The organism is Pseudescherichia sp., assembly GCF_031987975.1.
In the GTDB taxonomy this organism is placed as follows: domain Bacteria; phylum Pseudomonadota; class Gammaproteobacteria; order Enterobacterales; family Enterobacteriaceae; genus Pseudescherichia.
Window position 1 is genome coordinate 38,142 of sequence record NZ_DALZYX010000005.1, and the last position, 18,860, is coordinate 57,001.

At 54.6% G+C, this 18,860-nt stretch carries 21 protein-coding genes; 10 read left to right on the forward strand and 11 right to left on the reverse strand.

All coding sequences use genetic code 11. The features are described 5' to 3' along the window. Nucleotides 1-17 precede the first annotated feature (17 nt). Both ptrR and RTN40_RS09910 read left to right on the forward strand, forming a co-directional pair. The gene (gene ptrR, locus RTN40_RS09905) at nucleotides 18-887 is read left to right on the forward strand and encodes a putrescine utilization regulator PtrR (RefSeq protein ID WP_312228304.1); all 870 of its coding nucleotides are present in this window, start codon (nucleotides 18-20) and stop codon (nucleotides 885-887) included. Nucleotides 888-976: 89 nt separating this feature from the next. Then, the gene (locus tag RTN40_RS09910; protein WP_312228305.1) at nucleotides 977-1,921 is read left to right on the forward strand and encodes an L-lactate dehydrogenase; all 945 of its coding nucleotides are present in this window, start codon (nucleotides 977-979) and stop codon (nucleotides 1,919-1,921) included. Between the two features lie 10 nt (nucleotides 1,922-1,931). Here RTN40_RS09910 and RTN40_RS09915 read toward each other — a convergent pair whose 3' ends face one another. After that, nucleotides 1,932-3,299, reverse strand: a complete 1,368-nt coding sequence (locus RTN40_RS09915; protein ID WP_312228306.1) for a PTS transporter subunit EIIC — start codon at nucleotides 3,297-3,299, stop codon at nucleotides 1,932-1,934. Between the two features lie 269 nt (nucleotides 3,300-3,568). On the opposite strand from RTN40_RS09915, the gene RTN40_RS09920 reads away from it, so the two are divergent. Then, on the forward strand, nucleotides 3,569-4,768 hold the full coding sequence (locus RTN40_RS09920; RefSeq protein WP_312228307.1) for an enolase C-terminal domain-like protein: 1,200 nt from the start codon (nucleotides 3,569-3,571) through the stop codon (nucleotides 4,766-4,768). Here RTN40_RS09920 and RTN40_RS09925 read toward each other — a convergent pair. Continuing rightward, nucleotides 4,765-5,478, reverse strand: coding sequence for a GntR family transcriptional regulator (locus RTN40_RS09925; protein ID WP_312228308.1), 714 nt, complete (start codon nucleotides 5,476-5,478; stop codon nucleotides 4,765-4,767). The two genes, RTN40_RS09920 and RTN40_RS09925, sit on opposite strands and share 4 nt — an antisense overlap. A gap of 139 nt (nucleotides 5,479-5,617) precedes the next feature. Here RTN40_RS09925 and RTN40_RS09930 point away from each other — a divergent pair, with 139 nt between their 5' ends. After that, on the forward strand, nucleotides 5,618-6,808 hold the full coding sequence (locus tag RTN40_RS09930) for a sugar transporter (protein ID WP_312228309.1): 1,191 nt from the start codon (nucleotides 5,618-5,620) through the stop codon (nucleotides 6,806-6,808). A 2-nt stretch (nucleotides 6,809-6,810) separates the two neighbouring features. On the opposite strand, the gene RTN40_RS09935 is transcribed toward RTN40_RS09930, so the two are convergent. Continuing rightward, entirely contained in the window at nucleotides 6,811-7,479 is a 669-nt protein-coding gene (locus tag RTN40_RS09935; protein ID WP_312228310.1) for a MarC family NAAT transporter, read from the reverse strand. Between the two features lie 242 nt (nucleotides 7,480-7,721). Between RTN40_RS09935 and marR the strand changes: the two genes are divergently transcribed. Genes marR through marB form a run of 3 tightly spaced genes read left to right on the forward strand, consistent with a single transcriptional unit; the run spans nucleotide 7,722 to nucleotide 8,791 of the window. Then, entirely contained in the window at nucleotides 7,722-8,156 is a 435-nt protein-coding gene (gene marR / locus RTN40_RS09940; RefSeq protein ID WP_103820981.1) for a multiple antibiotic resistance transcriptional regulator MarR, read from the forward strand. Between the two features lie 17 nt (nucleotides 8,157-8,173). Further along, nucleotides 8,174-8,557: an MDR efflux pump AcrAB transcriptional activator MarA gene (gene marA, locus RTN40_RS09945; protein WP_312228605.1), complete on the forward strand. Its 384-nt coding sequence runs from the start codon at nucleotides 8,174-8,176 to the stop codon at nucleotides 8,555-8,557. A 30-nt stretch (nucleotides 8,558-8,587) separates the two neighbouring features. After that, nucleotides 8,588-8,791, forward strand: coding sequence for a multiple antibiotic resistance protein MarB (gene marB / locus RTN40_RS09950; RefSeq protein WP_312228311.1), 204 nt, complete (start codon nucleotides 8,588-8,590; stop codon nucleotides 8,789-8,791). A gap of 44 nt (nucleotides 8,792-8,835) precedes the next feature. On the opposite strand, the gene eamA is transcribed toward marB, so the two are convergent. Continuing rightward, complete coding sequence (gene eamA, locus RTN40_RS09955) at nucleotides 8,836-9,732, reverse strand: O-acetylserine/cysteine exporter (RefSeq protein WP_312228312.1); 897 nt, start codon at nucleotides 9,730-9,732, stop codon at nucleotides 8,836-8,838. 189 nt (nucleotides 9,733-9,921) lie between these two features. Here eamA and ydeE point away from each other — a divergent pair, with 189 nt between their 5' ends. Beyond that, complete coding sequence (gene ydeE / locus RTN40_RS09960; protein ID WP_312228313.1) at nucleotides 9,922-11,118, forward strand: efflux MFS transporter YdeE; 1,197 nt, start codon at nucleotides 9,922-9,924, stop codon at nucleotides 11,116-11,118. Nucleotides 11,119-11,151: 33 nt separating this feature from the next. On the opposite strand, the gene RTN40_RS09965 is transcribed toward ydeE, so the two are convergent. Together RTN40_RS09965 and RTN40_RS09970 are read right to left on the reverse strand one after the other, a co-directional pair. Further along, nucleotides 11,152-12,255 carry a cobalamin-independent methionine synthase II family protein gene (locus RTN40_RS09965; RefSeq protein WP_312228314.1) on the reverse strand — a complete coding sequence of 368 codons (1,104 nt, stop codon included), beginning with the start codon at nucleotides 12,253-12,255 and terminating at the stop codon, nucleotides 11,152-11,154. 162 nt (nucleotides 12,256-12,417) lie between these two features. After that, on the reverse strand, nucleotides 12,418-12,816 hold the full coding sequence (locus RTN40_RS09970) for a rhodanese-like domain-containing protein (RefSeq protein WP_312228315.1): 399 nt from the start codon (nucleotides 12,814-12,816) through the stop codon (nucleotides 12,418-12,420). 67 nt (nucleotides 12,817-12,883) lie between these two features. On the opposite strand from RTN40_RS09970, the gene ftrA reads away from it, so the two are divergent. Beyond that, the gene (gene ftrA, locus RTN40_RS09975) at nucleotides 12,884-13,870 is read left to right on the forward strand and encodes a transcriptional regulator FtrA (RefSeq protein WP_312228316.1); all 987 of its coding nucleotides are present in this window, start codon (nucleotides 12,884-12,886) and stop codon (nucleotides 13,868-13,870) included. A 147-nt stretch (nucleotides 13,871-14,017) separates the two neighbouring features. Here the strand turns inward: ftrA and RTN40_RS09980 are convergent, their stop codons facing one another. Both RTN40_RS09980 and RTN40_RS09985 read right to left on the reverse strand, forming a co-directional pair. After that, the gene (locus RTN40_RS09980) at nucleotides 14,018-14,425 is read right to left on the reverse strand and encodes a hypothetical protein (RefSeq protein ID WP_312228317.1); all 408 of its coding nucleotides are present in this window, start codon (nucleotides 14,423-14,425) and stop codon (nucleotides 14,018-14,020) included. Between the two features lie 121 nt (nucleotides 14,426-14,546). Next, entirely contained in the window at nucleotides 14,547-14,723 is a 177-nt protein-coding gene (locus tag RTN40_RS09985; protein WP_312210075.1) for a hypothetical protein, read from the reverse strand. A 280-nt stretch (nucleotides 14,724-15,003) separates the two neighbouring features. Between RTN40_RS09985 and RTN40_RS09990 the strand changes: the two genes are divergently transcribed. After that, the gene (locus tag RTN40_RS09990; protein WP_312228318.1) at nucleotides 15,004-15,366 is read left to right on the forward strand and encodes a hypothetical protein; all 363 of its coding nucleotides are present in this window, start codon (nucleotides 15,004-15,006) and stop codon (nucleotides 15,364-15,366) included. A gap of 89 nt (nucleotides 15,367-15,455) precedes the next feature. Here RTN40_RS09990 and RTN40_RS09995 read toward each other — a convergent pair whose 3' ends face one another. The 3 genes from RTN40_RS09995 to dcp form a co-directional block, all read right to left on the reverse strand. Further along, nucleotides 15,456-15,899 (reverse strand): acetyltransferase, encoded by a 444-nt coding sequence (locus RTN40_RS09995; protein ID WP_312228319.1) that lies wholly within the window; start codon nucleotides 15,897-15,899, stop codon nucleotides 15,456-15,458. A gap of 180 nt (nucleotides 15,900-16,079) precedes the next feature. Beyond that, the gene (locus RTN40_RS10000) at nucleotides 16,080-16,553 is read right to left on the reverse strand and encodes a hypothetical protein (protein ID WP_312210081.1); all 474 of its coding nucleotides are present in this window, start codon (nucleotides 16,551-16,553) and stop codon (nucleotides 16,080-16,082) included. 240 nt (nucleotides 16,554-16,793) lie between these two features. Then, entirely contained in the window at nucleotides 16,794-18,839 is a 2,046-nt protein-coding gene (gene dcp, locus RTN40_RS10005; RefSeq protein WP_312228320.1) for a peptidyl-dipeptidase Dcp, read from the reverse strand. Nucleotides 18,840-18,860 lie beyond the last annotated feature (21 nt).

Sequence of the window (18,860 nt, forward strand, 5' to 3'; positions counted from 1 at the left end):
CACGAATTGAGAACAGCATGGATTTAACCCAGCTTGAGATGTTTAACGCCGTGGCGCAGACCGGCAGCATTACCCAGGCCGCACAGCGGGTGCATCGGGTACCCTCGAACCTGACGACGCGTATCCGCCAGCTGGAGGCCGATCTTGGTGTGGATCTCTTTATCCGTGAAAATCAGCGGCTGCGTCTCTCTCCCGCCGGACACAGCTTTTTACGCTATAGCCAGCAGATCCTCGATCTGGTGGCAGAGGCGCGCAACGTCGTCGCCGGTGACGAACCGCAGGGGCTGTTTTCCCTCGGTTCACTGGAGAGCACGGCCGCCGTACGCATTCCCGCGACCCTGGCCGATTTCAACCAGCGCTATCCACGCATTCAGTTTGACCTCGCCACCGGGCCGTCCGGGACCATGATCGACGGGGTGATTGAGGGTCGGCTGAGCGCAGCATTTGTTGACGGGCCGCTGATGCATCCCGGTCTGGAGGGGATCCCGGTTTACCGGGAAGAGATGATGATCGTCGCCCCCGGCGGACACTCTCCCATTGCTGATGCCATGCGGGTAAATGGCATCAGCATCTATGCTTTTCGCGCCAACTGCTCCTACCGTCGCCACTTTGAGAGCTGGTTTAAGGCGGCGGGCGCAATGCCCGGCAAAATCCATGAAATGGAGTCCTACCATGGGATGCTGGCCTGCGTGATAGCCGGAGCCGGGCTGGCGCTGATGCCGCGCTCCATGCTGGAGAGTATGCCCGGTCATCATCAGGTCTCTGCCTGGCCGCTGGCGGAGGAGTGGCGCTGGCTGACCACCTGGCTGGTATGGCGCAGGGACGCAAAGAGCCGCCCGCTGGAGGCGTTTATTGCCCTGCTGCAAGAGCGCCCGCAGACGTCATAGGATAATACAATAGATGTTTCAGGATGTTGCGTCGATGACCCGCAAGGGATACTTTTAAGCGGTCGCCATTAACGGTTAACGGAAAAAGAATGAATACTAAAGCCCGTAAAGTCATGATTATTGGTACCGGCAACGTCGGAGCATCGGCAGCGTACGCTCTGCTAAACCAGAACATTTGTGAAGAGCTGATCCTGGTCGATCTCAACCGCGATCGCGTCGAGGGACACGCCCAGGATCTGGCAGACGCTGCGGCCTATATGCCGGGGATGATGACCATCTCTACCCGTGAGGCCAGTGAGTGTGCGGATGTCGATATCGCGGTGATCACCGTCTCCGGCGGCCCGCTTCAGCCCGGCCAGACCCGGCTGGACGAGTTGACCAACACGGCAAAAATCGTCAAGAAGATTGTGCCGCAGATGATGGCTAACGGCTTCAACGGCATCTTTCTGATCGCCACCAATCCGTGTGACATTATCACCTGGCAGGTGTGGAAGCTTTCCGGACTGCCGCGTAACCAGGTTATTGGCACCGGCGTCTGGCTGGATACCACTCGCCTGCGCCGCTCCCTCGCCCAGACGCTGGATATTGGTGCACAGAGTATCGATGCCTTTATTCTCGGCGAGCATGGCGATACCCAATTCCCGGTCTGGTCCCACTCTTCGGTCTACGGTTCACCCATCGCCGAGGTCTATCGGCGCAAGACGGGTCAAGAGCTGGATCGTGAGCGTCTGGCAGAGCAGGTTCGCCGTCAGGGTTTTGATATCTACGCCCGCAAAGGCTGTACCGAGTATGGCATTGCCGGGACCATCGCCGAGATCTGCCGCAATATCTTTACCGGCAGTCACCGTGCGCTGGCGATCTCCTGCGTACTGGACGGAGAGTATGGCGCGGAGAACATCGCCATCGGCGTGCCGGCAGTGCTGGCCCAGAGCGGCGTGCAGCAGATCATTGAGTTGCAGCTGGCGGAAGATGAGCAGGCGAAGTTCCGGCACTCGGCCAGCGTAATTGCCGCAAACATCGCCCGCCTGCCCTGATAGCTAAGCATTAATGTGCGGCTCTACGCCGCACTAACAGCAGCGTCAAACTAAACGACAGCACCAGCGAGATCAGCACGCCGGAAATGGCGTACGGGAACCATGGGCCAATATAGGCTGGCAGGCTGAAGATGCTGGAGAGAATGTAGCCAAACAGCCGCACGCCAAAGAAAGCGATAAACGCAGACGCTACGCTGCTGGCAATTGTCGCGGCAATAAATGCCCGCTTCTCTTTGGTCAGCACACCAAACAGCGCCGGTTCGGTGATGCCCAGCAGCGCGGAGATCGCCGCCGACAGCGTCACGGTGCGATCGTCGCGATGACGGTTCTGAAACCAGATGGCAAAGGTCGCCCCGGCAATCGCCATGTTTGCCATGCACATCATCGGCATCAGCATGTCGTAGCCGTGTTCACTGAAGTTTTGCAGGGCGATAGGCGTCATGGCGTGGTGCATGCCGGTAAGAATGGCCACCGGACGGATCGCACCGACAATCAAACCCGCCAGCACCGCCGACGTATCAAACAGGCCCTGAATACACCACGCCAGACCCTTGCCCAGCCAGATACCTACTGGGCCAATCACCACTAACGCCACCAGCGCGGCAATAAACAGCGTCAGGGTTGGCGTAAACACGGTTCTTAAGACCTGCGGCATGATGCGATCGACGGCGCGGTGAATATAGCTCAGCGCCAGCACGGAGAAGATCACCGGGATCACGCTGGAGGCATAGTTGAATACCGATACCGGCAGTACGCCGGCAAACCAGTAAGCCTGCACCGCCCCCGGTGCGCCGCTCGCCAGCTGCTTAGCCGCCTCAATCAGGGAGGGATACATTAAGCAGGCAACTACGGCCGCCGCTAAATACTCGTTAGTTTTAAACATCTTCGCGGCGGAAACCGCCAGGAAAAAGGGCAGGAACCAGAACACGCCGCTGGCAATCATATCGATCACCATTACAGTGTCACTTTTTGCCGACAGCAGATTCATAGCAATAAAACCGGCCAGCAAGCCTTTGATCATGCCTGCACCCGCAATAGCCGGTACGATGGGACCGAAAACGCCGGACACTGTGTCCATAAACAGCGACACCAGCCCCCTCTTCGCTTTGGCTGGTGGTGCGCTGGCTGGCTCAGCAGCAACGTCGCCGCCGATCTGCTGATACCAATGGTTAACCTGCGGGCCGATGATCACCTGAAACTGCTCGCTTTGTAGCTGCGCACCTAATACACCAGGTAACTGTGCCACGGCTTGCTGATTGATCTTCGCCTCATCGACCAGATCGAAGCGCAGACGCGTCATGCAATGCCAGACTTTATTGATATTTTCTCGACCGCCAACGCCCTGGATCAGCGCGTTGATGATGGCTGGATTACTCATTTCCTGCTCCTCGTCTGCCTTGATGACGGCATGTCCAATGCTGAAGAAGTCTACGGGAAGGCTGCCGCGATAAACAAACCAATAAAAAGTGATTATGCTCACAAAAGCAGGCCTAAGAAGGTGTCTTAACGGGCATTCTAAAGAATTGGTCTGGTTTTTATATTCTTTAATGTCTCTGGGCAGACCAAAATAAAGTGCTGGTAATCAGTAAAAAAGAGCAGGAATAATAGTCGCCGGAATCTGCTTTTAGTCAGCCGTCAGGAGCGACCATGACACCCACGCTAATCACTAACGTTGAATGCTTCATCACCCGCCCGGATCGTCACAATCTGGTGCTGGTCAAGGTCACTACCGATAAAAATATTGTCGGTTATGGCTGCGCCACGTTTCAGCAGCGTCCGCTGGCGGTGAAAACGATGGTGGATGAATATCTGAAACCACTGCTGATAGGGCGCGACGGCAATCACATTGAAGATCTGTGGCAGATGATGCAGGTAAATGCCTACTGGCGAAATGGTCCAGTAATGAACAACGCCATTGCGGGTGTGGATATGGCGCTGTGGGATATCAAAGGCCAACTGGCGGGAATGCCGCTCTATCAACTGCTTGGGGGTAAATCGAAAGACGCGATAGCGGTTTACAGCCATGCTGCCGGCGAAAGCATGGATGAACTTTATACCCAGGTGGATGCGCTGCTTGAGCAAGGTTATCGCTACATTCGCTGCCAGCTCGGTTTTTACGGCGGCACGCCGCAGGACTTACATGCCACCCGCGAGCCGACGGCGGGCACCTACTACGATCAGGATGAGTATATGGCGAATACTATCGCCATGTTTAAAGCGCTGCGCGAGAAGTATGGTCAGCGTTTTCATATTCTGCATGATGTGCACGAGCGACTGTTTCCCCAGCAGGCGATCCAGCTGGCGAAAGCACTGGAGCCTTATCAACCGTGGTTTCTGGAAGATATCGTCTCGCCACAGCAGAGCGGTTGGCTGTCGCAGGTGCGGACGCACAGCAGCGTGCCGTTGGCGCTGGGTGAGCTATTTAACAATCCGGCCGAGTGGCACGATTTGATCGTCAATCGGCAGATCGATTTTATCCGTTGCCATGTGTCACAGATTGGCGGTATTACGCCAGCACTTAAATTAGCGGTACTGTGTCAGGCATTTGGCGTGCGTCTGGCGTGGCATGGGCCGCCAGATATGACGCCCATTGGCGTGGCGGTGAATACGCACCTTAATATTCACCTGCATAACGCAGCGATTCAGGAATTTATCCCGCCGCTGGTGAATACTCTGGCTGTGTTTCCCAACGCGCCACAGGCCGAGGGCGGCTATATGTACCCGATCGATCGTCCTGGCATCGGGCTGCAGGTAGATGAAACAGCGCTGGCGCGTTTTCCAGTGGTCTATCGTCCGCATGAATGGACACAAAGCCGTCTGCCGAACGGCGCGATGCACACGCCCTAACTGCCGCTGCGAAAGCGCAGATTGTCGGCGTTGAATGGCGTGATGTAGGTACATTCGTAATGAATGTCGATCACTTCACTCAGCACCCATACTTCGCCGCCGGAAAGAATGCCGCGATTGGTAATTTTCATGGCGGGCGTGCCGCGTTTGCAGCCAAGCAGCGCGGCCTGAGTTTTGTCTGCTGCCACTGCCTGGTAGTGGGTGAGGAAGTGGGAAAGCGTGAGGCCTTTGCCGATCGCATAGCGCTGTAGTGAACTTTCGATCGCTTGCTGATTGAGGTCGGGAAAGCGTGCCAGCGGCAGACTGGACGTTTCGATCTGCGTGCAGCGCTCGTCCACGTAGCGCAGGCGACAGAAATGCCACAGCCAATCATTTTCACCGATGCCAAATACCTGTTGCTGCTCTTTGCCCGGCAGCCGTTTATGCAGGCTAAGCAGACGATAGCGCATTTGGTCGAAGCGTTTTTCGGTAATGGAGTTGTAGACCAGCGGATTGCTGCGCGCATTTTCACTAACGTAAATGCCTGAACCTTGTACGATGCGAATTACGCCGATACTGACCAGCTTTTTTAATGCTTCACGCACGGTATAGCGCGAGACGCCATACTCTTCAGCAAGTTCGCGCTCGGCGGGTAATTTATGTAACGGCTCGCTGGCGGTTTGAAAGATCTTACTGAGCAAGTCCTGAGTGATAAATTCCCGTTTTTTCATGGTGTCCATCAACGTTGAGGAAAGAGAGGGCTTATTACGGGCTTAAAATGAGATCTAAATCACAAAACGATTGTATTTTCGCCAGTGAACGTTTTAAGATCGCCATATCTTTTCCCGTCATCAACACTACTATAACCTTATGACAACGAACACCGTTTCACGCAAAGTTGCGTGGCTGCGCGTCGTGACGCTGGCCATTGCGGCCTTTATCTTCAATACCACTGAATTTGTTCCCGTCGGCCTGCTCTCTGACATTGCCGAGAGCTTCGGCATGCAGACGCCGGAAGTGGGCATTATGCTCACCATTTATGCATGGGTGGTGGCGCTGATGTCCCTGCCGTTTATGCTGCTCACCAGCCAGGTGGAGCGGCGTAAGCTGCTGATTTTGCTGTTTGTGCTGTTTATTGCCAGCCATGTGCTCTCTTTCCTGGCATGGAACTTTACCGTGCTGGTCATAAGCCGGATCGGCATCGCCTTTGCCCACGCAATCTTCTGGTCGATTACCGCCTCGCTGGCGATCCGCGTAGCGCCGCCGGGCAAGCGCGCTCAGGCGCTAAGCCTGTTGGCCACCGGCACGGCGCTGGCAATGGTGCTCGGGCTGCCAATTGGCCGTATCGTCGGGCAATATTTTGGCTGGCGTACCACCTTCTTTATCATCGGTCTTGGGGCGCTGATCACCCTGCTCTGCCTGGTGAAGCTGCTGCCGAAGCTGCCGAGCGAACACTCCGGCTCGCTGAAAAGCCTGCCGCTGCTGGTTCGCCGCCCGGCACTGATGAGCATCTACCTGCTCACGGTCGTGGTGGTGACCGCACATTACACCGCCTACAGCTATATCGAGCCATTTGTACAGCACGTGGCAGGACTGAGCGCCAGCTTCGCTACCGTGCTGCTGCTAATCCTGGGCGGTGCGGGTATAATTGGCAGCGTCCTGTTTGGCAAGCTGGGCAACCTGCACGCCTCCACGCTGGTGAGCGGCGCAATTGCCGTGCTGACGCTCTCGCTGGTGCTGATGCTCCCCGCCTCGCACAGCACGACGTACCTGGCCGTGCTCGGCGTTTTCTGGGGCGTAGCGATTATGATTATCGGGCTTGGCATGCAGGTGAAAGTCCTGTCGCTAGCCCCGGACGCCACCGACGTGGCGATGTCGCTCTTCTCCGGCATCTTTAACCTGGGCATCGGCGCGGGCGCGCTGGTGGGCAACCAGGTGAGCCTGCACTGGTCGATGGCCAACGTAGGCTACGTGGGCGCGGTACCCGCGCTGGCGGCGCTGGTCTGGTCGGTGGTGATTTTCCGCCGCTGGCCCACGGTGTTAGAAGAACAGACGCAGTAAAATTATGCAGGGTAGCTGGAGATAATTTCCAGCACCCCATTAATAATAAACTGCACGCCCATACAGACCAGCAGAAAGCCCATCAGCCTGGAGATGGCTTCAATACCGCTTTTTCCCACCAGCCGCATTACCGCCCCCGAGCTGCGCAGACAGCCCCAGAGGATCACCGCCACGATAAAGAAGATGAGCGGCGGCGCGACGAGGATAACCCACTCCGGAAAAGTAGAGCTATGACGCAGCGTGGAAGCTGAACTGATGATCATCGCGATGGTTCCCGGCCCGGCGGTGCTGGGCATGGCCAGCGGGACGAAGGCGATATTGGTATCCGGCTCTTCAATCAGCTCTGCTGATTTTGTGTGGGCCTCGGGCGACTCATGTGCTTTCTGCTGGGGAAAGAGCATCCGGAAACCGATAAAGGCAACAATCAGCCCGCCGGCAATACGCAGTCCGGGAATGGAGATGCCGAAAGTATTCATCACCACCTGCCCGGCATACCAGGCAACCATCATAATGGCAAATACGTAGACCGATGCCATCAGCGACTGGCGATCGCGTTCGGCTTTGTTCATGTTACCCGCCAGGCCAAGAAACAGCGCGACGGTGGTTAAGGGGTTAGCCAGCGGCAGCAACACCACCAGCCCCAATCCAATAGCCCTTAACAGATCTTGCATAAGCTTCACTCCTCGACGTGGAATAGTCTGCGCGCATTATACCTGCAAAGACCCTTTTTGCGCAGCGGGCATTGTGCTAACTCCATGTATAACTTGAAGTTATTAATTTATTAGTTATTGCTAAAAAATTAGTACATGAAACGTTTTAGCAAATTGTGGAATAAGTTAATGCATTCAGTTGACTTATAGTTGCCCCGGCAATAATATCTGCCGTGACTAATCTACTTGCCGGGGCAACCATTGTGAAAAGCACCAGTGACTTGTTCAATGAAATCATCCCACTGGGCCGCTTGATCCACATGGTCAACCAGAAAAAAGATCGCTTATTAAACGATTACCTTTCGCCGCTGGATATAACGGCGACGCAATTTAAGGTGCTCTGCTCTATCCGCTGCGCAAGCTGTATCACGCCGGTGGAGCTGAAAAAAGTGCTGTCTGTCGATCTCGGGGCGTTGACCCGGATGCTGGATCGACTGGTATGTAAAGGCTGGATTGAACGCCAGCCTAACCCGCATGACAAGCGCGGCGTATTGATTCAGCTTACCGCCGACGGCGCAGCGCTTTGTGAGCAAGGCCATAAATTAGTGGGGCAAGACCTGCATCAGGAACTAACAAAAAACTTAACGGCAGATGAAGTGGCAACCCTTGAGTACCTACTCAAGAAAATACTGCCGTAAACAGAAGAGGTATAATGATGTCCAGACGCAATAATGACGCCATTACTATTCATAGCATATTGGACTGGATCGAGGATAACCTGGAATCACCGCTGTCGCTGGAGAAGGTTTCCGAGCGTTCAGGTTACTCAAAATGGCACCTGCAAAGAATGTTTAAGAAAGAGACCGGGCACTCTTTAGGTCACTATATCCGTAGCCGCAAGCTGACTGAAATCGCACAGAAGCTTAAGCAGAGTAACGAGCCGATTCTCTATCTGGCAGAGCGCTACGGCTTTGAGTCACAGCAGACGCTGACCCGAACCTTTAAAAACTATTTCGACGTGCCGCCGCATAAGTATCGCATGACCAATATGCACGGCGAAGCCCGTTATCTTATGCCTATAAACCACTGTAATTGCTAAACGCCTGTTTTAAGACGTATCGAGGAAATCATGAAGTTTACCGTCTCCGCCGCCCTTACTCTGCTGGTGCTGTTCTCTGGCAACAGCTTTGCGGAGCAGTCGCGCCCTACCGATCAAAAACAGCGCGATGCGATGATTATGCCTTCCGCCCATGATCAGTCACCCTTTGACTTTAACCACATGGGTTCCGGAAGTGATAAATCCGACGAGTTAGGCGTGCCTTACTATAACTAAGCACGGCTAATACGTTCTTGCCCCGCCACGTGCGGGGCTTTTTTTTAGCGTGCCGCGATCGACGGGCGCAGACGAAAACCAAAAATATTGATATAGAGACCAGCCATAATCAGCATGGCCCCCAGCAGCTGTAAACCGTTCAGCGTCTCATCCAACAGCAGCGCGGCGCTGGCCATGCCTACCACCGGCACCAGCAGCGAGAGCGGCGCTACGCGCCAGGTCTCGTAGCGGCCAAGCAGCGTTCCCCAGATCCCGTAGCCAATGATAGTGGCGACAAACGCCAGGTAGATCAGTGACAGCACAGTGGTGATATCGATCTGTACCAGACTTTGCACCATCACCGCCGGGCCATCAAAGATCAGCGATGCGACCATAAAGGGAACTATGGGAATCAGTGCGCTCCAGACCACCAGCGACATGACGCCCGGTCGCGATGGGTGCTGCATAATCTTCTTATTAAAGATATTGCCGCAGGCCCAGCTCAAGGCTGCCGCCAGGGTGAGCATAAAGCCGAGCAGAGTAACGTCCTGCCCGTTCAGGCTGGATTCGGCCAGCACCAGTACGCCAAAAACGGCGAGGGTAATTCCCAGCACCTGCTTGAGCTGCAGCCGCTCACCAAAGGCGACTGCCCCAAGGACGATCGTAAAGAAAGCCTGCGCCTGCAATACCAGTGACGCCAGCCCGGCGGGCATGCCAAACTTGATGGCGCTAAACAGAAAGGCAAACTGGCCAAAGCTGATGGTCAGGCCGTAGCCCAGCAGCAGGCGCAGCGGTACCTTTGGCCTGGCGACAAACAGCAGTGCCGGAAAGGCTACCAGCACAAAGCGCAGACCTGCCAACATTAGGGGGGGCATATTGTGCAGCCCGACCTTAATAACAACGAAATTAAGTCCCCATACAATTACTACCAGCAATGCCAGCAGCCCGTCTTTCCGCGTCATACCTGCCCCTGAAGTTTAAATTTTTGTAAAAATATTACGTTATCGTAAAAGCCTGTCGAGAGACAGATCACAATATTCGGTAGGTCAGCCTGTGCGATGTCATAGATCTGGTCGCTATACAGTGCGCTTTAGCCGTGGTATTGCTGATAGCGAAAGCAAAAATAAAAACTACGCACTGTCGGATACCACATGATCACATCTCAGCAACGTTCCATCATCGCACTGCTTGCTTCATCACTGCTGTTAACTATCGGGCGCGGCGCTACGCTGCCCTTCATGACGATCTATCTCAATAGCCAGTATGGCATGGCGGTAGATGAGGTCGGTTTCGCCCTGAGCGTGGCTATGACCGTCGGCGTCTTCTTTAGCCTTGGCTTCGGTATTCTGGCCGACAGGTTCGACAAAAAACGTTACATGCTGATTGCCATCGCCATCTTTGTGCTGAGCTTTATCGGCATTCCCCTCAGCCATGATGCGGTGCTGGTGGTTATCTTCTTCTCGATTATCAACTGCGCCTACTCGGTTTTTGCCACCGTTGTTAAAGCCTACTTCTCCGATACGCTGGCACCGACCGCGAAATCAAAAGTATTTTCTCTTAACTACTCGTTTCTAAATATCGGCTGGACGGTCGGCCCGCCGCTGGGCACCCTACTGGTCATGCAGAGCAGCCAGCTGCCGTTCTGGCTGGCTGCGGGTTGTGCGGCCTTCCCGCTGGTGTTTATCCAGCTCTGGGTTCAGCGTGTCAGGGTGAAGAGCGAGGGCGAGATTAGCCAGCCCTGGTCACCGTCGGTTCTTCTGCACGATAAAGCCCTGCTATGGTTCACCCTCTCCGGCCTGCTGGCCTCGTTCGTCAGCGGTTCCTTTGCCTCCTGCATTTCGCAGTACGTGATGGCCGTGGCCGATAATGCCTTTGCGCAGAAGGTGGTTGCGCTGGTGCTGCCGGTCAATGCAGTTATCGTGGTGATGTTCCAGTACGTTATCGGTCGCTCTCTGCGTGCCAGTAATATTCGCCCAATGATGGCCATCGGTACGCTCTGCTTCGTGCTCGGGCTGCTGGGCTTTATGAGCTCCGGTAGCCAGCTCTGGCTGTGGGGACTCTCCGCTGCGGTATTTACTATTGGGGAGATCATTTACGCGCCGGGTGAATACATGCTGATCGATAACATCGCCCCGCCGGGGATGAAAGCCAGCTATTTCTCTGCTCAAGCCCTCGGCTGGCTAGGCGCGGCGATGAATCCACTCGCTACCGGCATCATTCTGACCACGCTCCCGGGCTGGGCGCTATTTGCAATCCTGGCGGCGACGATTGTCATGGCCTGGCTGATGATGCTGCGCGGGATGCAGGTCAGACCCTGGGACAGCGGACTCAGTGCAGCAAAAGCATAAAAAAAGGGCAGAATATTCTGCCCTTTTCCGTCATTACCAGACCTGCTCCGCAACGGCCGTTACCAGGCGAACCTTATCCCACTGCTGGGCTTCGGTCAGGCTGTTGCCCTCCTCCGTAGAGGCAAAACCGCACTGCGGGCTAAGGCAAATCTGATTGATATCCACATACTGCGCGGCTTCCTGAATGCGCGCCTTGATCCCTTCGGGGTTCTCCAGCTCACCGTTTTTGGTCGTGACCAGACCCAGTACAACCTGCTGTTTGCCCGGACGGATAAAGCGCAGCGGCGCAAAGTCGCCGGAGCGGTCATTGTCATACTCCAGGAAGAAGGCATCGATGTTGACCTGGCCAAACAGCACTTCCGCCACCGGCTCGTAGCCGCCTTCAGAGATCCAGGTCGAACGGAAGTTACCGCGGCAGACGTGCAGGCCGATAGTTAAATCCTCCGGTTTGCCCTCCAGCGCCTTGTTCAGAACCCGGGCGTAGATGCGCGCCAGCTCGTCTGGATCTTCGCCGCGTTCACGCACCTGGCGACGCTGATCGTCTGAACACAGGTAGGCCCAGACCGTATCGTCAAGCTGCAGGTATCGGCAGCCCGCTTCGTAGAAAGCGTGGATTGCGTCGCGCCAGGTCGTTGCCAGGTCGTCAAAATAGGCATCCAGCTCCGGGTAGACCGTGCTGTCGATATCCTTACGGCCACCACGGAAATGCAGCACGCTCGGGCTGGGAATGGTCATCTTCGGCTGGGCGCTGCCGCTGATGCTTTGCAGGAAGCGAAAATCTTCCAGCATCGGGTGATCGCCAAAGGCCAGCTTGCCGGTCACGCGTACGCCGTGCGCTTTGGTCTGTACACCGTTGAACTGAATGCCTTTATCAGAATCGTAACGCTCTACACCCTGCAGGCCATCAAAGAAGTCAAAGTGCCACCAGGCGCGGCGAAATTCACCGTCGGTAACAACATGCAGGCCGCAGGCGCACTGCTGCTCTACCACCTGGCGGATCGCGCTGTCTTCAACCGCGCGCAGCTGGCCCGCATCGATTTCGCCTGCGGCAAACTGAATACGAGCCTGCTTGATAGCATCCGGGCGCAGGAAGCTGCCGACAACATCGGCGCGGAACGGGGAGTGGTGACGCTGCATGGTAATCTCCTTGCCGTCAGGTAATGATAACCTGACGTGATAGTTCATGATTTAAACTTTTTAGCCTTCTGGACGGCTATATGTCTAAAAATATGTCACACTCTCCCGCCCGACGCAACGGAGAATAATTCACGGCACATGAAAAATTTTCATGCGCCCATGTTAATCCCCGCTGGCGAATGCAAATCCTTCATCTTCCCAGCCGGTAATGCCGCCGATCATGATCTTTACCGGCAAGCCCAGCGTCGCCAGTTTGAGCGCGGCACGATCGGCGCCGTTACAGTGTGGGCCGGCACAATAGACAACAAACAGCGTTCCAGCGGGCCATTCGCGCATCTTCTCCTCAGTTATTTGGCTATGGGGAAGATGCACCGCGCCAGGCAGATGACGTTTAGCATAGGCTTCAGGGCTGCCCACAACGTGCAGCAGAGCAAAATCCTGCTGCTGATGCGTAAGTGAGTGATGAACATCGGCGCAGTCGGTCTCAACGCTCAGGCGCTTCAGAAAATGGCGGGCGGCCTGCTCTGCGGGGGCGGCGGAATATTCGCTTACGTAGCTCATGGTACTTTCTCCTTGGTTGTGTTAACACTAAGCTAACGTAAAATGTATTGGCTCACCGCCTACCGCCATGCCAGAAAACATCAGGATAATGACAACTTTACCTTCCCCCCGCCCGCTAGTGGTGGCCGTTGCTTACGATGGTCTTTGCACCTTTGAATTTGGCATTGCTGTGGAGATCTTTGGTCTGCCGCGCCCAGAGTTGGGCGAGAACTGGTATCGGTTTGCCGTGGCAGCCGTGGAAGAGGGTGAACTGCGCGCCACTGGCGGCATTCGGCTGGTGGCTGACGGGGGATTGGAGCTGCTGACTCAGGCCAATACCATCATTATTCCCGGCTGGCGCGGTGTTGATAGCCCGATACCAGAGTCATTGTGCCAGGCGCTGCGCGAGGCCCATACGCGCGGCTGCCGGATCCTGTCTATCTGTTCGGGGGTGTTTGTCCTGGCCGCAGCCGGACTGCTTGATGGAAAGCAAGCCACCACGCACTGGCGTTATACGCCGTTGCTGCAGGAGCGTTATCCCGCTATCGAGGTGCTTGAGGACGCGCTCTACTATCATGAAGGTAACGTGCTGACGTCGGCAGGCAGCGCGGCCGGGATAGATCTTTGCCTGCATCTGGTTCGTCTGGATTACGGTACCAATATCGCCAATAACGTTGCCCGACGGCTGGTGGTACAGCCGCATCGTGATGGCTCGCAAAGCCAGCAGATTGCCCGGCCCGTCGCCCGACCACGCGAGAGCCAGCGGCTCGGGAAGGTGTTCGATTACCTTCACAGTCAGCTTGCGGAGCAGCACTCTGTGGCATCGCTGGCGAAGCTTGCTGGAATGAGTCCAAGAACCTTTTTACGCCGTTTTGATGAGGCGACGGGAACCACGCCCGCGCGTTGGATTTTACAGGAGCGGCTGACGCGGGCAAGAACGCTTTTAGCTAACGCCGATCTCAGTATGGAAGAGGTCGCTGCGCAGGCGGGCTTTGCCACCACCGCCTCGTTGCGCCACCATTTTCGCCAGCGTTTCGCTCTCTCTCCTCGCGACTACCGTAAAAATCAGGCATAAAAAAACCGCCAGTAATACTGGCGGCAAATGCTTGCTTGCATGGATAGATCTATTTTGGTCTGTACGTTACCCCGAGGTTTATTCGTTGGGATAGCGGATCTTCACCATCCTCGCATATTGTTTCTTAACAAAGCTTAAACGAGGCGGTTAACCTTTTTGAATACGGGTATCGATCTTCAGATAACGCATCAGCCCCACGGTCGCGGCTTTTTTCGCTTCTTCATTAGCGGCCACCAGATAGTAATCTGTCGCAACCGCATAAGGCGCTTTATCAGCAGGATAAACTGCATATTTAAATACTAACTGGCCACCGCGACGCTGGCACTCCATATCCCACCGGCCCTGCTCTGCTGGCGCAATGCCACACTGCCCCGGACCGAAGCTGTTCGAAAGATAAGAGTCAACGCGGGATTCAGCTTTCGTAATGTAGGCCGGTTTATTATTGTACATAAAACCGGTACACACCGCGCCCGCTGCCACAATGAGCGGTAACGATAACAGCATTTTTCTTTTCATTTTGAAAAGCCTATTTTCTAACAGAAACACGCGCCGCATAGTATTCTCCTTATTAACAGAGAATGTAACTACCTTAATTAGCGGTTCTTAGAATAGACATCTATTGTGACAGCCGCGTGACGCTTCAGAGCAGTAAAAAGCCGCCCGCAGGCGGCTATTATCAGAGAGGCCTTGTACGATCGGGATCGTCGATATCAGGGTTATCGATATCAGGATCGTCAAAATCAGGATCGTCAGGGTCAATGGGGTCAATATCATCTGGCGGATAACGGTCGGGATCGTCCCGGTCCGGTCTGTCAGAAGGTAACGGGTCAACAATATCGGGGCGTTCGGACATAGGACCTCCAGCACGATAAACTGCAGTAAATGATGTTAGCGAACCGCTACTTTTTATCCTGTTTTGGCTTTTTGTTGTCAGACCCAGACCGCTTATCAGAATTTTTAGGCTGGTCTTTAGAAACGTTCAAGTTGACGCTTTTCATGGGTAACTCCAGGTAAGGTGACAGCTTTTGCTGCACCTGGAGTATAGGTAAGCTTCTTCGATACCACCAGCGAGGCGGCAACGCGGTGGTTCAGTAACCGGACTATGCTATGCTTGGAAAAAACAAGGAGGTGAGATGTTTTCCTTTCTCAACACATTAAAGCGGCTGACAGGCAATCAGCAACAAGCTACCACCGTTCAGCCAAAATATTCAAATGAACAGCTTTTGCAATGGGCTACAGGCTGCATGCTGGAGGGGCTTCCGGATGAGTTTTATGAGGCCAGGGTTAAGTGTGAATGCAGCGTAAATGATGGAGGTCACCAGACGGTAAATATCTCTCACGAGTTTAAGCTTACTGAAGAGTCAGAGTACGCTAGATTTTCCCCGCCAGACGATCTCTATGCGACTAACTGCATTGAACAGATCCTTACTGGTAAAAAATGGACCTATGCAGCGATTATTTTCAACCCTCAAACGACAAGATTTGAATGGAAATAATGACCAATGCCTCATGTAAATAGTGAGCAGGGTTGTTCTTACATCGTCGTTTTAGCGGAAAAATCAATGATATTATGCTACCGCAATGGCTACATCCCATTAGCTTTGCTTAGGTGCAACAGGGGATATGGTCTCCCCTGATTATCCTGCTCGGAACGACCTGAAATCTGAAAGCCCATATGCTGATAAAACCCTACAGCTTGCTGGTTTTGTTCATTTACATCGACGCTTAGATCAGGATGTAGGGCTAGTGCATGTGAGATCAACCGTTTGCCGACGCCAAGTCCACGAGCAGAAGCATCTACAAAAAGTGCTTCCAGATGACCATCATGCAAAAACATAAATCCTAGTGGTTGGTCATCCTGATTTGTTGCTACCCATACAGGGGTTTCTGAAAAAAAGCCGACAACTTCTTTTTCGATCTCTTGTCGGTCATATGCTGTCAGAAAGTCGTGTGTTGCATCTACTGAACCCTTCCAAATTTGTATAATCTCTGACGCTTCAGCCGGTCGTGACATTCTGATTTTTAACATTTTTCTACCTTGAAATGGATTTTACTTTGTATATTTACATACAAAATCAGCCCACTCAAATTCACTATAGTGATTTAATTTTCATGTTTAATAATTGTTCAGAAAAAGTGCTAACACTCTGGTTAATTTGAGCCTCTTCATTATGACCTGCCGGGATCATCCTTTTAAGGCTGAAAACGTTTAAATACGTTTTGGCCGTGTTGCGAAGAAGACAACTGCAGCTCCGATAGCGACGATGAGCGTATCTTCAATTATGCCACTTCTGGTCTGCCCAATTTCTGCCATGGCTTTTTTACGTGCCGCAAGTGTGACATAGGCAAGTGGCACAGCGGCAGAGATAGCGATCGTTGCGCCGGTTTTTTCTTCTCCTGCGGGTGCCAATGCGGCGCCCGCAATCCCTGCACTGGCCACACGTGCTGACAAGCCCAAAAACACGGTGCGGTCTGGCGCTGACTTCATCTTGTCGCCAAACAGCTCACCTACACCCATCGCTAACGCGCCATATTTGAATAACGGACGGTCCAGTAGCATGAGGCTGCCCGGTGTGTCGCGCCTGGCAAGGCGTGCTCCAGCGAGGACCGCCATCGGCGTCATAGACCGGCAGCTGGCGACAACGCCAATTAAGGCGGAATAAATAAACTTAGTTATTTTCATTACTTATCTCCCGGATAAACAGAATTTTATTATTTCTTACGTTTTACTGGGGTGTAAGGCAGGAACTCCCGGCTTAACTAAAGCATCTACATGGTCACGTTATTTAAACGCTTTTCCTCTTGGTGCGGCTTCCTGTGCAAATTTCAACGGCAATAGTCAGTATAGATGAACGGCCTGAGCTCGCGGTCTCGACTGGATACCGGGCATCGCGCCCGGCTCTGTCTCCAGCCTAAATACGCCCTACGCGCTCAACCCGCGATTTACCAGCATCGGTTCAATCACTGGATCTTGTCCGCGCCACTGGCGATAAAGTTCAGCTAAATCAGTGCTATTCCCGCGTGATAAAATCGCCTCGCGGAATTTTTGCCCGTTTTCGCGGGTCAATCCGCCCTGCTCTACAAACCACTGGTAACCGTCATCGGCCAACATCTGCGTCCAGATATAGGCGTAGTAGCCCGCAGCGTATCCCCCACCGAAAATATGCGCGAAGTAGCTGCTGCGATAGCGCGGCGGCACGGCAGCAAGATCAAGGTTTTCTCGCTTAAGCACCTCCGTTTCAAAAACGGCGACATCACTCACCGCCGTTGGGGATGTCAGGCTGTGCCAGTTCATATCCAGCAGCGCGGCGCTTAATAGCTCCGTCATGTCGTAGCCTTTGTTGAACAGCGCAGCCCGATGCATCTTCTCCTGTAACGCCGTCGGCATTGGCTCTCCAGTCTGATAGTGGCGGGCATAGCGGGCGAAAACATCTGGATGGCTGGCCCAGTGCTCGTTGATCTGCGATGGAAATTCGACAAAATCGCGCGGCGTATTGGTGCCGGAGAGCGTGGCGTAACGCTGGCTGGCAAAAAGACCGTGCAGGGTGTGGCCGAACTCATGGAATAGCGTGATGACATCATCCCAGGAGATCAGTGCCGGGCCGCCTGCGGTGGGCTTCTGGTAGTTGCAGACGTTATAGATAACCGGCCGGGTCCCCTGTAGCGTGGACTGCTCAACGAAGTTACCCATCCATGCCCCGCCGCTTTTGCTGTCACGGGCGTAAAAATCACCGTAGAAGAGCGCCATGCCGGTGCCGTCAGCGTCGACGATCTCCCAGACACGCACGTCCGGGTGATAGACCGGCAGATCGAAACGCTCGACAAAAGTCAGGCCAAACAGCTGGCTTGCCGTCCAGAACACCCCTTCAACCAGCACGGTATTGAGGACAAAGTAGGGTTTAATCTGCGCGTCATCGAGGGCAAACTTATCCCGGCGCACCTGCTCGGCGTACCACGCCCAGTCCCAGGCTTCAGCGCTAAACCCGCCCTGCTGCTCGTCAATGACCTGCTGAATGTCCGCCAGCTCCTGCTCAGCCCGTGCGTGCGCCGCCGGAACAATATTGCGCATGAACGTCAGCGCTGCGGCAGGGTTTTGAGCCATCTGATCGGCGGTTTTCCATGCCGCGTAGTCAGGGAACCCCAGCAGTGCGGCCTGCTCGGCCCGGATTTTAGCCAGGCGAAGTACGATAGCGCGGGTATCATTTTCATCACCTTTTTCCGTGCGCGACCAGCCCGCTTTGAAAAGCTGCTCTCGGGTCTGGCGATCGCGTAACGCTGCCAGGGCCGGCTGTTGGGTCGTGTTCAGCAGCGGGATAAGCCAGCGCCCCGACAGGCCCCGCTCCTCAGCGGCCGCTCGCGCCTGGGCTTTCTCCCCCTCGCTCAGACCATCCAGCTGTTGCTCGCTCTCAACGATCAGCCCGCCCGCCTTGCCCGCCGCCAGCAGATGCTGGTTAAACTGGCTGACCAGCGTCGCTGCCTCGGTATTCAGGCTTTTTAGCGCCTGCTTCTCGGCGGTACCCAGCGTTGCTCCCGCCAGAATAAAGCGCTGGTGAATGACATCAGTCAGCCGGACGGACTCTGCGTCCAGCCCGAGAGCGTGGCGCTGCTGCCAGACGGCATCGATACGTGAGAAGAGCGCCTCGTCCAGGTAGAGATCGTTCGCCAGCTCAGCCAGCTCCGTTGAGAAAGCTTCATCAAGCTGCTGGAGGAAGTCATTGGTATGGGCGGAAGTCATGGCAAAAAAGAGGCTGGTGACCCGAGTCAGAAGCTGCCCGCTCTGCTCGAGGGCCAGAATGGTGTTATTAAAATCCGCTGGCGTCGTTGCCTGGGAGATGGCTTTGACCTCTGCGCGCTTTTGCCGTACCCCTTCATCAAAGGCGGGGCGATAGTGGCTTTGTTCAATCAGATCAAAGCGCGGAGCCAGATAGGGCAGCGTGCTTTCACTTAATAAAGGATTTGTCAGCGACATTTCAACTCCTTAAACATTGTC

Bases quoted from the DNA above. Each gene is read 5' to 3' on its own strand.
- ptrR (WP_312228304.1), top strand. From the start codon at position 18: ATGGATTTAACCCAGCTTGAGATGTTTAACGCCGTGGCGCAGACCGGC.
- RTN40_RS09910 (WP_312228305.1), top strand. From the start codon at position 977: ATGAATACTAAAGCCCGTAAAGTCATGATTATTGGTACCGGCAACGTC.
- RTN40_RS09915 (WP_312228306.1), bottom strand. From the start codon at position 3,299: ATGAGTAATCCAGCCATCATCAACGCGCTGATCCAGGGCGTTGGCGGT.
- RTN40_RS09920 (WP_312228307.1), top strand. From the start codon at position 3,569: ATGACACCCACGCTAATCACTAACGTTGAATGCTTCATCACCCGCCCG.
- RTN40_RS09925 (WP_312228308.1), bottom strand. From the start codon at position 5,478: ATGAAAAAACGGGAATTTATCACTCAGGACTTGCTCAGTAAGATCTTT.
- RTN40_RS09930 (WP_312228309.1), top strand. From the start codon at position 5,618: ATGACAACGAACACCGTTTCACGCAAAGTTGCGTGGCTGCGCGTCGTG.
- RTN40_RS09935 (WP_312228310.1), bottom strand. From the start codon at position 7,479: ATGCAAGATCTGTTAAGGGCTATTGGATTGGGGCTGGTGGTGTTGCTG.
- marA (WP_312228605.1), top strand. From the start codon at position 8,174: ATGTCCAGACGCAATAATGACGCCATTACTATTCATAGCATATTGGAC.
- marB (WP_312228311.1), top strand. From the start codon at position 8,588: ATGAAGTTTACCGTCTCCGCCGCCCTTACTCTGCTGGTGCTGTTCTCT.
- eamA (WP_312228312.1), bottom strand. From the start codon at position 9,732: ATGACGCGGAAAGACGGGCTGCTGGCATTGCTGGTAGTAATTGTATGG.
- ydeE (WP_312228313.1), top strand. From the start codon at position 9,922: ATGATCACATCTCAGCAACGTTCCATCATCGCACTGCTTGCTTCATCA.
- RTN40_RS09965 (WP_312228314.1), bottom strand. From the start codon at position 12,255: ATGCAGCGTCACCACTCCCCGTTCCGCGCCGATGTTGTCGGCAGCTTC.
- RTN40_RS09970 (WP_312228315.1), bottom strand. From the start codon at position 12,816: ATGAGCTACGTAAGCGAATATTCCGCCGCCCCCGCAGAGCAGGCCGCC.
- ftrA (WP_312228316.1), top strand. From the start codon at position 12,884: ATGCCAGAAAACATCAGGATAATGACAACTTTACCTTCCCCCCGCCCG.
- RTN40_RS09980 (WP_312228317.1), bottom strand. From the start codon at position 14,425: ATGCGGCGCGTGTTTCTGTTAGAAAATAGGCTTTTCAAAATGAAAAGA.
- RTN40_RS09985 (WP_312210075.1), bottom strand. From the start codon at position 14,723: ATGTCCGAACGCCCCGATATTGTTGACCCGTTACCTTCTGACAGACCG.
- RTN40_RS09990 (WP_312228318.1), top strand. From the start codon at position 15,004: ATGTTTTCCTTTCTCAACACATTAAAGCGGCTGACAGGCAATCAGCAA.
- RTN40_RS09995 (WP_312228319.1), bottom strand. From the start codon at position 15,899: ATGTTAAAAATCAGAATGTCACGACCGGCTGAAGCGTCAGAGATTATA.
- RTN40_RS10000 (WP_312210081.1), bottom strand. From the start codon at position 16,553: ATGAAAATAACTAAGTTTATTTATTCCGCCTTAATTGGCGTTGTCGCC.
- dcp (WP_312228320.1), bottom strand. From the start codon at position 18,839: ATGTCGCTGACAAATCCTTTATTAAGTGAAAGCACGCTGCCCTATCTG.